At 66.9% G+C, this 13,976-nt stretch carries 13 protein-coding genes; 9 read left to right on the plus strand and 4 right to left on the minus strand.

Features of this window, described 5'->3' with window-relative positions; genetic code table 11:
• Window positions 1-3 precede the first annotated feature (3 nt).
• From AC3WMU_RS19305 to AC3WMU_RS19345, 9 genes are all read left to right on the plus strand, one after another.
• The gene (locus AC3WMU_RS19305; protein ID WP_454676168.1) at window positions 4-1,608 is read left to right on the plus strand and encodes an ATP-dependent DNA ligase; all 1,605 of its coding nucleotides are present in this window, start codon (window positions 4-6) and stop codon (window positions 1,606-1,608) included.
• Window positions 1,605-4,067 (plus strand): ligase-associated DNA damage response DEXH box helicase, encoded by a 2,463-nt coding sequence (locus AC3WMU_RS19310; RefSeq protein WP_492282835.1) that lies wholly within the window; start codon window positions 1,605-1,607, stop codon window positions 4,065-4,067. The genes AC3WMU_RS19305 and AC3WMU_RS19310 overlap by 4 nt, the downstream gene beginning before the upstream one ends.
• The gene (gene pdeM, locus AC3WMU_RS19315; protein WP_006226312.1) at window positions 4,051-4,734 is read left to right on the plus strand and encodes a ligase-associated DNA damage response endonuclease PdeM; all 684 of its coding nucleotides are present in this window, start codon (window positions 4,051-4,053) and stop codon (window positions 4,732-4,734) included. Before AC3WMU_RS19310 ends, pdeM begins: the two co-directional genes overlap by 17 nt.
• Before the next feature lie 84 nt (window positions 4,735-4,818).
• Window positions 4,819-5,334, plus strand: a complete 516-nt coding sequence (locus AC3WMU_RS19320) for a sigma-70 family RNA polymerase sigma factor (RefSeq protein WP_085946966.1) — start codon at window positions 4,819-4,821, stop codon at window positions 5,332-5,334.
• Complete coding sequence (locus AC3WMU_RS19325) at window positions 5,321-6,322, plus strand: FecR domain-containing protein (RefSeq protein ID WP_492282836.1); 1,002 nt, start codon at window positions 5,321-5,323, stop codon at window positions 6,320-6,322. Before AC3WMU_RS19320 ends, AC3WMU_RS19325 begins: the two co-directional genes overlap by 14 nt.
• 112 nt (window positions 6,323-6,434) lie before the next feature.
• The gene (locus tag AC3WMU_RS19330) at window positions 6,435-8,879 is read left to right on the plus strand and encodes a TonB-dependent siderophore receptor (RefSeq protein ID WP_006226315.1); all 2,445 of its coding nucleotides are present in this window, start codon (window positions 6,435-6,437) and stop codon (window positions 8,877-8,879) included.
• A 101-nt stretch (window positions 8,880-8,980) separates the two neighbouring features.
• Window positions 8,981-9,646, plus strand: coding sequence for an HAD family hydrolase (locus AC3WMU_RS19335; protein WP_006226316.1), 666 nt, complete (start codon window positions 8,981-8,983; stop codon window positions 9,644-9,646).
• Window positions 9,647-9,781: 135 nt separating this feature from the next.
• Complete coding sequence (locus tag AC3WMU_RS19340) at window positions 9,782-10,429, plus strand: YiaD family glycine zipper/OmpA-like lipoprotein (protein ID WP_035213772.1); 648 nt, start codon at window positions 9,782-9,784, stop codon at window positions 10,427-10,429.
• 8 nt (window positions 10,430-10,437) lie between these two features.
• On the plus strand, window positions 10,438-10,764 hold the full coding sequence (locus AC3WMU_RS19345; RefSeq protein ID WP_006226318.1) for a 4a-hydroxytetrahydrobiopterin dehydratase: 327 nt from the start codon (window positions 10,438-10,440) through the stop codon (window positions 10,762-10,764).
• Here AC3WMU_RS19345 and AC3WMU_RS19350 read toward each other — a convergent pair.
• From AC3WMU_RS19350 to AC3WMU_RS19365, 4 genes are all read right to left on the minus strand, one after another.
• Complete coding sequence (locus tag AC3WMU_RS19350; protein ID WP_006226319.1) at window positions 10,761-11,225, minus strand: MarR family winged helix-turn-helix transcriptional regulator; 465 nt, start codon at window positions 11,223-11,225, stop codon at window positions 10,761-10,763. The two genes, AC3WMU_RS19345 and AC3WMU_RS19350, sit on opposite strands and share 4 nt — an antisense overlap.
• Window positions 11,222-11,449 (minus strand): hypothetical protein, encoded by a 228-nt coding sequence (locus AC3WMU_RS19355; RefSeq protein ID WP_454676172.1) that lies wholly within the window; start codon window positions 11,447-11,449, stop codon window positions 11,222-11,224. The genes AC3WMU_RS19350 and AC3WMU_RS19355 overlap by 4 nt, the downstream gene beginning before the upstream one ends.
• Complete coding sequence (locus AC3WMU_RS19360; RefSeq protein WP_454676173.1) at window positions 11,446-13,071, minus strand: FAD-dependent monooxygenase; 1,626 nt, start codon at window positions 13,069-13,071, stop codon at window positions 11,446-11,448. Before AC3WMU_RS19360 ends, AC3WMU_RS19355 begins: the two co-directional genes overlap by 4 nt.
• 126 nt (window positions 13,072-13,197) lie before the next feature.
• Window positions 13,198-13,896: a DUF6776 family protein gene (locus tag AC3WMU_RS19365; protein ID WP_492282837.1), complete on the minus strand. Its 699-nt coding sequence runs from the start codon at window positions 13,894-13,896 to the stop codon at window positions 13,198-13,200.
• Between the last annotated feature and the right edge of the window lie 80 nt (window positions 13,897-13,976).

Raw genomic sequence — 13,976 nt, forward strand, 5'->3', positions numbered from 1 at the left:
GGCATGAAGCGATTCGCAGCGCTGTATCAGGAGCTGGACCGCAGTACCGCCACGTTGGACAAGCGGGCGGCGCTGGCCGCGTATTTCCGGGATGCGCCGCCGCGCGATGCTGCTTGGGCGCTGTACCTGCTAGCGGGCGGAAAGATCACCAGCGCACGCCGCAAGATTGCGGGCGTGGCCGAATTGCGCGCGTGGACCGCGGCAGCCTCAGGTACGGCGCCCTGGCTCGTCGACGCGAGCTATGACCAGGTCGGGGACCTGGCCGAAACGCTGGCGTTGCTGATGCCCGATCCCGCTCATCCGGCGCCGGAGCGCGGCTTGGCGGATTGGATCGAAGAGGTGTTGCTGCCGGTCGCCAACCGCGACGAGGTCGAGCGGCGCGACGTCATCGTATCCGCCTGGCTCGGCCTGCCGTTCGAGGAACGTCTGGTCTTCAACAAGCTGCTGACGGGCGCGCTGCGCGTGGGTGTGTCCCAACGCATGGTGCAGCAGGCGCTGGCCGAGATGTCGGGCGTGCCGATCGCGCGCATCGCCCAGCGGATGTTGGGCACCTGGGAACCCAGCCCCGCCTTTTTGCGCGACTTGCTCAGCGCCGAAGACCTGCCCGGCGACCGCCAACAGCCGTACCCGTTCTTTTTGGCGTCGCCGCTGGAGGGTTCGCCGTCTGCGCTGGGCCCCATCCAGGACTGGCTGCTGGAATGGAAATGGGACGGCATCCGCGCCCAGCTGATCCGCCGCCATGGCGAGGTGGCGTTGTGGTCGCGGGGCGAAGAACGCCTGGACGGCCGCTTTCCGGAAGTCGAGGCGGCCGCCGCGGCGCTGGACGTGGACTGCGTGCTGGATGGCGAACTGCTCGCCTGGCAGGAAGACGCGATCCAGCCCATGCCGTTCTCTGCCTTGCAGACGCGCATCCAACGACTTAAACCGGGTCCCAAGTGGCTGGCCGACGCGCCTGTTCGAATGTTGGCCTACGACCTGCTGGAGCTTGATGGCGCCGACTTGCGCGAACTGCCGCAGGCCGAGCGCCGCCGGCAGCTGGAGGCGCTGCTGCGTCGTCACCCGGATGCGCGCCTGGGGCTGTCGCCTTTGGTGGCGCCGGACAGTTGGGACGCCGCCGCCTCATTGCGCGAAGAGGCCCGCGAACGCGGCGTGGAAGGCTTCATGCTCAAGCGCAGCACTGCGGTCTACCAGAGCGGTCGGCGGCGCGGCGACTGGTGGAAATGGAAGATCGACCCGCTGACGATCGACGCCGTGCTGCTGTATGCGCAGTCTGGTCATGGTCGCCGCAGCACGCTTTACACCGACTACACGTTCGGCTTGTGGCAGGGCGACACGCTGGTGCCCATTGCCAAGGCGTATTCAGGCCTGGACGATAAAGAGATCCTGGCGCTGGACCGCTGGTTGCGCGCTCACACGCGCGAACGCTTTGGTCCTGTGCGCTCGGTGGAACCTGTCCAGGTCTTTGAACTGGGATTCGAGGGCGTCAATCTGTCCAAGCGCCATAAGTCCGGTGTGGCGGTACGCTTTCCGCGCATCTTGCGCTGGCGGCACGACAAGCCGGCAGCCGAGGCCGACCAGTTGGACACCTTGAAGGCGCTGGCACGATGACGGCAGCGCGGCGGGGTTGGGATGCGCCGCTGTCGGCCTGGTTCCAGGCGCAGGGCTGGAAGCCGGCGCCGTTTCAGCGTGAGACCTGGCGCCGTTATCTGGATGGCCAATCGGGGCTGCTGCACACACCGACCGGCAGTGGCAAGACGCTGGCCGCGTTCGGCGGGCCGCTGCTAGAGGCCCTGGCCGATCCGGCCACTGCGCACGGCGCGGCAGGCGCGGGGCCCCGGGTGCTGTGGGTCACACCGCTGCGCGCGCTGGCGGCCGATACCACGCGGGCGTTGTCCCAGGCGGCGCAAGCGCTGGAGGTGGACTGGACGGTTGCGCTACGCACCGGCGACGCCAGTGCGCGCGACAAGCGTCTGGCGCGCCAGGGCAAGGCGGACGTGCTGGTGATCACGCCCGAATCGCTGGCGTTGTTGCTGTCCTACGCGGATGCGTCGTCGCGCTTTCGCGCGCTGCGCTGCGTGGTGGTCGACGAATGGCACGAATTGCTGGGGAACAAGCGCGGCGTGTTGCTGCAGCTATGCCTGGCGCGTTTGCGCCGCTTGTCACCGGCGTTGCGCACGTGGGGCCTGTCGGCCACGTTGGGCAACCTGGATGAGGCGCGTGCCGTGTTGCTGCCTCATGCGCCGGATAGCCCGCTGGTGGCGGGAGCGGCGCCGCGCAAGGTCGTGATCTCGACGCTGCTGCCTGAGCGCAGCCGTGCCTTGCCGTGGGCCGGGCATCTGGGGCTGTCCCAGTTGCCGCGCGTGTTCAAGCGCTTGTTTGACGTCCGCGCCAGCCTGCTGTTCACCAATACCCGCGCGCAGGCCGAGCTATGGCATCGCGCTCTGGAATCCATCTGGCCCGAAGCGCCGTCCACGCTGGCGCTGCATCACGGTTCGTTGGACCCCAAGCTTCGGACGCAGGCTGAGCAAGGCTTGCGGGATGGCAGCTTGCGCTGTGTGGTCGCGACGTCCAGCCTGGATCTGGGCGTGGATTTTCCCGCGGTGGATCAGGTATTGCAGATCGGCAGCCCCAAAGGCGTCGCGCGGCTGTTGCAGCGCGCCGGCCGCGCCAAGCATCGGCCGGGTGAGTCCGGCCACGTGATCTGCGTCCCGGCGCAGGCGCTGGAACTGATCGAATACGCCGCAGCGCGTCAGGCCATCGCGCGCGGCGCCATCGAGTCGCGGCCGCCACCGCGCGGCAGCCTGGACGTCTTGGCGCAGCACGCCGTCACCCTTGCGCTGGGCGGGGGCTTCGACGCCGCTGCGCTTTATGAGGAGGTTCGCGGCACGCATGCCTACGCCGGGCTGGATGCCGCCACGTGGCAGGCCGTGCTGGATTTCATCGTTCAAGGTGGACGCGCCTTGTCGAACTATCCCGAGTTCCGCCGGGTGCAGCAGGATGACGACGGCTGCTATCGCGTCCATGATCGCCGCATCGCGCTGCGGCATCGGCTGTCGATCGGTACCATCACCGCTGATGGCGCCGTTTCGGTGAAGTACTTGCGGGGCGGCGGGCTGGGCTCGGTGGAAGAGGGCTTCCTGGCGCGCCTGCGCCCCGGTGACCACTTCCAGTTTGCCGGCCGGACGCTGGAACTGGTGCGGCTGGAAGGCATGACGGCCTACGTGCGCCGCGCCAAGGGCGGCAACGGACCGGTGGCGACCTGGCAGGGCGGGCGCATGCCGTTGTCCACCCAGTTGGCGCGCGAGGTCGAAAGCCTGTTCGCGCATCCTGGCAAGCACCCGGAGATGCGCGCCATGGAGCCGCTGTTGCGGATCCAGCTCGAGGCCAGCGCGCTGCCGGACCGGGGACGTCTGCTGGCCGAGCGCATCGGCACGCGCCGCGGCATGCACCTGTTCCTGTTCCCGTTCGCCGGGCGCGCCGTCCATGAGGGCATGGCCGCCATGATCGCGCTGCGGTGGGGGCGGCGGCAGGCCAACACGTTTTCATACACGGTCAACGACTACGGCTTGATGCTGACGCTGGCGGAACCCGCGGACCTTGACGACGCGCTGCTGCGTGAACTGCTTAGCCCCGAGCAGATGGCGGGCGACTTGCGCGATGGCGTCAACCTGGGAGAGCTGGCGCGCCGCCAGTTCCGCGAGATCGCCCGGGTGGCGGGACTGTTGACGCCTTCGCTGCCGGGCCGCGCGGCACGTTCCCTGCGCCAGGTGCAAGCTTCCAGCGGCCTGCTGTACGACGTGTTGCGCCGCTACGACCCGGACCATCTGTTGTTGGCGCAAGCCGAAAGGGAAGTCCTGGAATTCCAGTTGGAGGCGCCGCGGTTGCAGGCTGCGTTGCAGGACTGCGCGGCGCGGTCGCTGGAGCTGCGCGCGCCCCGCGCGTTGACGCCGTTGTCCTTTCCGCTATGGACGGAAAGCTTGCGCGGCCAGCTCAGCACGGAAACCTGGCAGGCCCGCGTCAAGCGCGCCGCCGCGCAATTGGAGAAGCGCTATGCCCGGATCGGGTGACGACGCCCTGCCCATCAAGCTGGCGAATGAACCGGTGGTGTTGCTGGGCGCGCGCGCCCTGTACTGGCCGGCACGGTCGCGCTTGATCATCGCGGATCTGCATCTGGGCAAGAGCCATGTCTTTCGCCAGGCCGGCATCGCCGTCCCGCGGGGCGCGACGCAGGATGACCTGCTGCGCCTGACCCGGTTGATCGACTCTACTGCCGCGCGCAGCCTATGGATCGTGGGCGATGTGCTGCATGGCCCGATGGCCCAGGCGGGGTGGCGGGATGCCTGGGCGCAATGGCGCAAGCTGCATGCGGACCTGGACGTGGCGGCCCTGACGGGCAACCATGACCGCGCCTTGGACGGCGCGGCGCTGAACCTGCGGCAACTGGGCGAATCTTTGGCCGACGGGCCTTTCCTGTTCCGGCATCTGCCGCACGCCGACCCCCATGGCCTGCACGTCATCGCGGGCCATGTGCACCCCAAGACTCGCGTGCCGGGCGTCCCCCGCAGTTGGCCGGCTTTCTGGCTTCGGGAAGGCATTACCGTGTTGCCCGCGTTTTCCGATTTCACGGGCGGGCACGCGGTCGGCGCCGGGGACGGCAGCGCCCTGGTGGCCTGCGTGGAGGGAAGCGCTTTGGCAGTGGGGCGCCTTGCGTCTTGCGGAACGAATCGCGAATAAATTATTATTAAGAATAATTCGCATTTATTTCTGGGCGCAGCAAGGCCCCGATCCTTTCGTCTCCCACAACCAGGTTTGCCCATCATGTCCGCGCCCGGGGCTCCCGCCCAAGCTATCGAAACGCTCTATGGCGACCATCACGGCTGGCTGCGCGGTTGGTTGCGCAAGAAGCTGGGCAACGCCTTCGACGCCGCCGACCTGGCGCATGACACCTACGTGCGGATCATCGCGGCGGGTACGACGCCGCAACCGGAACAGTCGCGCCGATACCTGACCCAAATCGCCAACGGCCTGCTGATCGACCTGTACCGCCGCCGCAATATCGAAGCCGCCTATCTGGACGCCGTCGCTTGCCTTCCCGAGGCGCAGGCGCCCTCGGAAGAGGCGCGGGCACTGGTGCTGGAGGCGCTGGTCGAGATCGACACCATCCTGCACAAGTTGCCGGCCAAAGTGCGCATGGCATTGCTGCTGTGCAAGCTGGACGGCTTGAGCTACCGCGATATCGCCGAACGCTTGAACGTGTCGGTGTCGTCGGTGGAGAAGTATGTGGCCGCCGCGCTGCTGGCTTGCTATCAAGCGCTCTACGATGACGCGGGCTGACGCGACGCCAGGAGTCGCGGGCCCGATCGATCCCGCGATTGTCCGACGTGCGTCGGAGTGGATGGCGCGGCTGTGGTCGGACACCGCGTCGGACGCGGACCTGGCGGCCTGTGCCCAGTGGCGGGCGGCGCATCCCGACCATGAACGTGCGTGGTCCCGTCTGCAGCTCATGGACGCCAAACTGGGCAAGGCGGCGGCCCCCGGCGCCAGCCGAGCCTTGCTGGAAGCGCCGTCGCGCGGGCGACGCCGGGCCTTGCAGGCCTTGGGCCTGGCCGTGGCGGCGGGCGGGACGGCGCTGGCTCTGCGCGAGTCCGGCGATTGGCAGGCCGTGCTGGCGGATCATCGCAGCGGCACCGGCGAGGTCCGCGAAGTGTCCTTGCCCGACGGCACCCGCGTGGTGCTGAACACCCGCACGGCGATCGACGTGCGATTCGATGCGGGCGAACGCCGCGTCATCCTCAGGCGGGGCGAGATCCTGGTGACCACCGCGCCGGATACAGCGCCTGCGCATCGTCCGTTCCGCGTGCAGAGCCGCCAGGGCATGGTGCAGGCGCTGGGCACGCGCTTCACGGTGCGCCAAGAGGCGGACCTGTCCCATGTGGCGGTTTTCAATGGCGCGGTCGATGTGTATCCCGCTGACGCGGTTGGGGCGGATAGCGGTGTAGTCCGCGTCAATAGCGGCCAGCGGACGGTTTTTTCCGTGCAGCGGGCGGAGCCGCCGGTGGCCGTGCGCGAGAGCGCCGCGGCGTGGTCGCGCGGCGTGCTGGTGGCGGAAAACATGCGGGTGGCGGATTTCCTGGAGGAACTGGGCCGCTACCGCGCCGGTTTCCTGCGTTGCGATGCCGCCGTGGCCGATTGGCGGGTGACGGGCGTGTTTTCGGTGCAGGACACCGACCGCGCCTTGCGCAACCTGATGCTGGGGCTGCCGTTGACTGTGAGCTACCGCACGCCGTACTGGGTGACCGTGCACGCGAAGGAGCCCGCGTAACGGGCGGAGCAGCGCGGTTGCAATTTATTTTTGCCAATCATTGAGGATTCCGCAGGTTCGTTCGGAAGACGTCAAAAGCACCTTCATCGTCCGTACTTCCAGGAACCTGCCGATGGCACGCCGCCGCACCCTTGAACTGAACCGCCACGTCGCCGTGGCCTTGATGCTGGCCGGGACTTCGCTGCTGCCCGTGTCCGCCGCGCAGGCGCAAGCCGCGAACCCGCTATCCACCCCCGAATCTCCCCGCCGCTACGACATCCCCGCCGGACCGCTGGACCGCACGCTGAATCGCTACGCCAGCGAGGCGGGCGTGGAGTTGTCCGTGGATGGGGCGTTGATCCAGGGCAAGACGTCGGCGGGGCTGGCGGGCAGCTACGGAGTGCAGGAGGGCTTTGCGGAGCTGTTGCGTGGGCAGGGCCTGCGCATCGTGCGCGGGGCCAGCGGCGCCTATTCCCTGCGGCCTGCGCCGGTGCCCGAGGCCGACGCGCGTGGCGCGACCACGTTGCCCGCGGTGACGGTGACGGGCAGTGCGGAATCGGCCGCGGGGCCGGTCGACGGCTATCTTGCCAAGCGCAGCGCCACCGGCACCAAGACCGACAGCACTATCCTCGAGACCCCGCAATCGATCTCGGTGGTGTCCGCGGATTTCATCAAGGAGATCGGCGCGTCCCGCCTTAAGGAAAGCCTGTCCTATACGCCGGGCATCAACACGTCGCCGTGGGGATCGGATTCCCGGTTCGACTGGACGATCATCCGGGGCTTTGACGCGCAGACGCCCGGCTACTACCTGGACGGTTTGCAGCTGCGCAACAACAACAGCTGGGCCGTCTGGCAGACCGAGGTCTACGGGGCCGAGCGCATCGAGGTGCTGCGCGGGCCGACGTCGGTGCTGTATGGGCAGAACGGGGCTGGTGGCATGATCAACGTGGTCAGCAAGCGGCCCACCGAGGAACCGTTGCACGAGATGGAAGTGCAGGTCGGCAACAACGCGCGACGCCAGGTAGCGGCGGATTTTTCCGGGCCGGTCGACGAGGCGGGCAAAGTGCTCTACCGCATCACCGGCCTGGCGCGCGACGCCGAACTGCCCGCCAGCGGCTTGCCGAACGACCGCTTCTACATCGCGCCTGCGCTGACCATCAAGCCGTCCAGCGACACGACGTTGACGCTGCTGTCGCACTATCTGCGCGTACGCGATGGCAGTTCGTATGGCAGTTTCCCGGAAGCGGGCACGTTGCAGCCCAACCCGAACGGCAAGTTCTCGCCGAAGACCTACGTGGGCGAACCGGGCTTTGACCGCTTCAACCAGGAACAGTGGATGGTCGGGTATATGCTGGAGCACCGTTTCAACGACACTTGGACGGTGCGGCAGAACGCGCGCTACGGCTATACCAGCGTGGACTATCGGCAGGTCTATGTGCGCGGCTTTGCGACGGTCGACGCCGACAATCCCAGCGATCCCTCCAATTTCCGCCTGTTGGACCGTTATCCGTTCGGCAGCAACGAGAACGCTCGGCTCTTCACGATCGACAACCAGGCGCAAGCCAAGTTGAGGCTGGGCGATTGGCAGCACACGTTCCTGGCCGGGCTGGACTACCAGCATTCGCGCAACTATCAGGCCACCTACAACGACGGCACGGTGGGACCGATCGACGGCTATTCGCCGGTGCACGGCAGCCCCGTGAACCCCGCCGACCCTTGGTTCGACGGCACCACCCGTCTGGCGCAGACGGGCTTCTATCTGCAGGACCAGATCAAGTGGGGCAACTGGGTCGCCACCCTGGGCGGTCGTTATGACCGGGCCTCCGCCGATGTCAGCAGCAATATCGACGGGTCGCGGACCAAGGTCGACGAACACAATTTCAGCGGCCGCGGCGGGCTGGTGTATCTGCATCCGAGCGGTATTGCGCCGTACTTCAGCTATGCGGAGTCGTTCTCGCCGACGGCCACCATCGATCCCGTCACCAACAGTCCGATGAAGCCGGAGACGGGGCGCCAGTACGAAGTGGGCGTGCGCTACGAGCCGCCGGGCGGCACCAGCCGCTACAGCGTCGCGGCGTTCGACCTGCGGCGCCGCAACTACATTACCTATACCGAGGATTTCCTGCCCAAGCAGACGGGCGAAGTGCAGGTGCGCGGCCTGGAGTTCGAAGCCGGGTTCCGCCCCGTGCCGCAGATGAATGTGGTGGCGGCCTACACCTATACCCCCAAAGCCGATGTGACGGCCAGCAGCACGCCCAGCGAAGTGGGCAAGCAGATGCAGGCAGTGTCGCGCAACCAGTTTGCGCTGTGGACCGATTACCGCTTCGGGTCGGGCATCAAGGTGGGCGTCGGCGCGCGCTACACCGGACCCAACCAGGGCTACGCAGAATCCGCATCGAAAAAACTGCCGGGCTACACGCTGATCGACGCGATGGTCGGCTATCAGATTCAGCGCTGGAATCTGGCGCTGAATGTGCGCAACCTGACCAACAAGACCTATCTGAGCAATTGCAGCCAGGGCGACTGCCGCTACGGCGACCTGCGTACGGTGCTGGCGACCGCCACCTACCGCTGGTAGTCCGGCATTAAGGGCCGGCTTAACGATGGGTAAACGCCCGCTAAATCACAGCGGGCGTCCGGCTCTTTATAGTGGCCGCATTGCCATCCAAGGAGCGCCGCATGTCCGATTCCACCGATACCCCTGTCCCGTCCGGCTACCCGCAAGCGGTGCTGTTCGACCTGCTGACCGCCTTGCTGGATTCCTGGACGGTCTGGAATCGCGCGGCGGGCAGCGAAGCCCAGGGCCGAGCCTGGCGCGCCGATTATCTGCGCCGCACCTATGGTTGCGGTGCGTATCAGCCCTATGAGCAATTGGTGCAAGAGGCGGCCGCCGCGGTGGGGCTTCCTGCCAGCGCGCCCCAGGCGCTGGAAGCGCATTGGGTGGAGCTGCCCGTCTGGGATGGGGCGCGCGAGCTGCTGCAGGCTTTGCGCCCGTATTGCCGCCTGGGTGTGGTTACCAACTGTTCCGACCGCCTGGGCCGCCAGGCAGCCAGTCTGCTGGGCGTGGACTGGGACGTGGTGGTGACGTCCGAAGAGGCGGGTTTCTACAAGCCTGATCCCCGGCCGTACGCGTTGGCGTTGGCGCGCTTGCAGGTGCGGCCGGAAGATGCCGCGTTCGTCGCCGGCTCGGGTTACGACCTGTTCGGCACCAGCAAGGTGGGCCTGCGCACGTACTGGCACAACCGCGTGGGGTTGTCCTTGCCCGAAGGGGCGCCCGCGCCGGAACGTGAATCCCCCCGCCTGGATGAGGCGCTGCCGTGGCTGGCCCGGTTCCGTACCGCCTGACCCGTTCGGGCGTCCCGTGGTGGTCCTTTTGGGGCCGTCCGCCAATACAAAATGTTGCTGGTCGCGCGGCCTCCCCTTGCTAGCATGGTTTACGCCGGAATGATCCGGCGCACCGATGGGATAGTGGAGGTTGCCATGAACTCAAGAACAATATTCAACCGGATCGCGGTAGTCGCGGCGGCGGGCGCGTTGCTGGCGGGGTGCGCCACGCAGCAGCAGACGAACACCGCCGTGGGCACCGGCGCGGGCGCGGCGGTCGGCGCCGGTATCGGCGCCTTGATCGGTCACGGCAAGGGGGCGGCCATCGGCGCCGGCATCGGCGCGGTGGCGGGTGGACTGGTCGGGTACAACTGGAAGGTCGTTAAGGATGACGTGCAGCAGTCTGGCGCGTCGTCCCTGGGGATCGATGTCGTGGAAATGCCCGACGGCAGCCTCAAGGTCAATATTCCCAGCGGCGTGTCGTTCGACACGGACAAGACGCAGTTGAAGCCCGCGTTGCTGCCGGTGCTCGACAGCGTCGCGCGTTCGCTCAACCAGCATCCGGAGCTGCGCACCAAGGTGGTCGGCCATACGGATAGCACCGGCGCGCTTGCGCATAACCAGACGCTGTCGGTCAACCGCGCCAAGAGCGTGACGGACTACCTGGCCAAGCAAGGCGTGGCGGCCGGGCGCATGGCGGTGGAAGGGCGCGGCCCGAACGATCCCATCGGCGATAATGCGACCGCCGAAGGGCGCGCGCTGAACCGGCGCGTGGAAATCTACCTGTACGCGGTCAAGCAATAAGGTCTGTCATGAGCATGTTTCCTCCCGCCCGTATCGGCACCGATATCGCCGTGGCTGCGTTGTCAGGCTGGCAGGCCGTGGCTACGCGCGATGCCATCGAGAAGCGCTTCCGCTTCCCGAATTTCAACGCGGCGTTCGGCTTCATGGCGCGGGTGGCCATGTTCGCGGAAAAGCTGAACCACCACCCGGAGTGGACCAACGTCTACAACCGGGTGGATGTGACGCTGACCACGCATGATGCCGGCGGCGTGACCGAACTGGATGTGCGCATGGCGCAGTTCATGGACGAGGCCGCCGCGCAGATGGGCGCGACGGCGCCGAAGGCAGGCGCTTAGGCGCCTTCGCCCGGTTCGCCGTCTTCGCGCGCTTGCAGATGGTCGATCAGGCGATCCAGCATGTCGCCCAGGACGCGTTGTTCGTCGGCATCCAGGCAAGCGAAGATCTCGTCATTGCGTTGCGCGATCAGCGCGATGATGCGCTGGTACTGCGCCACGCCTGCGACAGTCGGTGTCAGCACCACGCCGCGTCCGTCGGCGGCCGATAGGGCTTTTTCGACCAGTCCGCGTTCAACCAGCGCCTGGGCCGATCGGCTGGCCTGACCCTTGTTCAAGTTGGCCGACCGGGCCAGGTCGTTGACGGAGAGCGGCGCGTAGCGGCCGATCGCCGCCAGGCAGCGCGCTTCGCCTAACGGAATGCCGCAGTCTGACAGGTAGGCGCGATTCGTATCCCGGTCCGTGATCTTGTTGAGCACGTGCAGGCGATAGGTCAGGAATCGTTCCAGGGCAGGCGTTTTCACGTCGGGCGGGCAGGAGTGGCGGCGGGATAGTTTGCCACAGCGTCATCGCCCCGGCAGGCGCTTTCCGCCTGTGCCAGCGATGCCAGCGCGGACGCTGCATCCGGTTGCCGGCTCAGTAACGACAAACCGAGTATCGACAGGAACAGCGGCGCGTTCGATTCGCCCACGCGGGTCAGCGCCTGCGCCATGCCGGTATAGACCTGGTCCAGTTCTTCGTGGTTCATGCTTGGGCTTCCTTCTTTGCGGGCAGGGCGATCGAGGGATAGTAGGGAATGAGGGCGGTGCGCAGGGTCGCTGCGTCGGGGGCGGTCCAGCGGCCCAGCACATAGCCATCGGGGCGCAGCAGGTAGACCATGCCGTCAGCCGCGCCATAGCGTTGCCGCACTTGGCCATGTGCATCGTGCCAGCCGTCGGCGCCCACACGGACGACTTGCAGGGGATGCGGCAAGCTTTGCGTTGCCGCAGCCAGCGCATCCAGTTCCGCCGAGAGGGGCGCAGGGGGCGAGACCGCCAGCGCCACGAAGCCGCGGCCGAAGCATTCGCTCAGGTAGCGCGGCGCATCGCCGTCCTGCAGCAGGGCGTCGAGCGCGGGCTGGCCGGGTGCGGCGGCGGGGCCGGCCTGGGGGGCGCCATCCGCCAGATTCAGGGGCGAGGTGTCGTACGAAATGGGTGCGGATTGGCGCGGGTTGATCAAGGACCGCACGGTCTCGTCCGCCAACGCCAGCCGCAACGCGGCCTCGCGCATCAGGCGAAAACCGAAATCCGGTGGCGCCATGAATTCGGTGCTCTTCGCGCCGTAGGCCAGGTTTTGTCGGGTGGCGTGTACGCGTTCGACGCTGTAGCTGTCCAGCAGCTTGGCCGGCGCTAGGCCCTTCAGCACCCAGGCGAGTTTCCAGGCCAGGTTGCCCGCGTCGTCCAGGCCGGAATTCAGGCCCCGCACGCCGAAGATCGGCACCAGGTGGCCGGCGTCACCGGCGAACAGCACGCGGCCATGCCGATACTGGTCCAGCGTCAGGCACTTGGCGTTGTAGATGGAGATCCACAGCGGCTTCCAGGGGGCGGTCTCGCCGATCATGTCCAGATGGCTTTGCACGCGCGGTAGCACGTTCTCGGGCTTGACGGCTTCGTCGGGGTCTTCGTCGTCTCGGATCTGATAGTCCACGCGCCACACGTTGCCCGGCTGCCGATGCATCAGCAGCGTCGACCCGGGGTTGGAAGGGGGATCGAACCAGGCCAGGCGCTCGACGGGGCGGCTGGAGGCTTGCTCGATATCGACGATGACGTAGCGGCCTTCGTACTGCATGCCTTCCAGTTTCAGACCCATCGCTTCGCGCACCGTGCTGCGTCCGCCGTCGCAGGCGATCAGCCAGTCGGCGCGCACGGTCTGGCGCTGGCCGCCAGCATCCACCTCGACCGTGACGCCATCCGCATCCGCCTGCAATCCGGCTACCCGGGCCGACCATTGCAGCGCGGCCTGTCCGGGATGGCGCTGCATGGCTTGATGGGCGTATTCCTCGATCGAGTACTGCTGGATGTTCACCATCGGCGCATAGCGCTGCAACGGGTCATGCGGCATTTCAAAATGCAGGACTTCCCGGTCGCGAAAGTAGCTGCGCCCGCCGGTCCAGGGCAGCCCGGTTGCCATCAAGGGCTGGTCGGCGCCGGCCCAGCTCAGGATTTCCTGGGACCGGCGCGAAATGCAGATGGCGCGGCTGCCGGCGCAGTAATCATCGTCGGCTTCCACGGTGAGCGAGGCGATGCCGTATTCGGCCAGCAGGGCGGCAAGCGTGAGGCCGACGGGGCCTCCGCCGGCGATCAGGACGGGAACGTGCGAGGGGAGCGGCATCTTGTCTCCGATATGTAGTTGTGTGCGCAACTATATTCCCGAAAAGGTTGTGTACGCAACTACTTGCTCAGGACGAAAAAAAACCCGCCGGATCAGGGCGGGTCTTCGCGGGCGGAGCCCTGGGCGTCAGTTGCGCACGTAATAGATGCGCATCGCCTGCTGCTTCTGGCCGCCGTCCATCACGCGCAGCACCACCACCTTGGGGGTGAAGCCGTCGGGCAGTTTCAACTGACCCAGTGCGTAGTCGTAGCGGTCCACGTTCAGCGCCGGGCCTTCCGGCGTGACGGTGGCGGAGCGGCCGTTGGGGTAGCTGCCATCGATGGAGAACGTGAGCGTGCCCTTGAAGGGGGCGCCGGTGCGCTCTTCGCGCATGACCAGCACCTGGTAGTCCAGCTGGCCGGGGGCACGCTTGAAGGTGGCCGAGCGGATGCCCAGGTTGCCGCCGCGCGGATCGGGCGGCATGGCGTCCTGGAACAGGACCAGTTCCTTGTTCATGGTTTCGATCTTGCTGCGCGCGTCGGCCAGATCGGCGGTCAGTTTTTCGTGGCCCGACTTGTTGGCGTCGCGCTGCTGGGTGGCTTCGTCCAGTTGCGTCTGCAGGCGCTGGCGCTCCAGGTTGGAGGCGCTCAGTTCGCTATGCAGCGACTCGGACTGCTCTACCGTCAGGCGTTGCGGACCATAGTTGGTTTGCAGGAAGAGCACGCCGCCTGCACCCAGGGCAATTCCCACAAGAAGCAGGACAAGCCAGCGCGGCAGGCGTCGCGTGCGTTGACCGGGTTGGTATACGGAGGGCTTGAACACGGCCCGTTGCGATCTTCCAAACATCCCCATTCCTAGAAAACTTCCTGTGTGTTGCTCGTCCGCGCGGTGCCCGCGCGTGCCAAAGCGTCTGAGAATACCCCGTT

The sequence above is a fragment of the Achromobacter sp. FW305-C-13 genome, assembly GCF_058783475.1.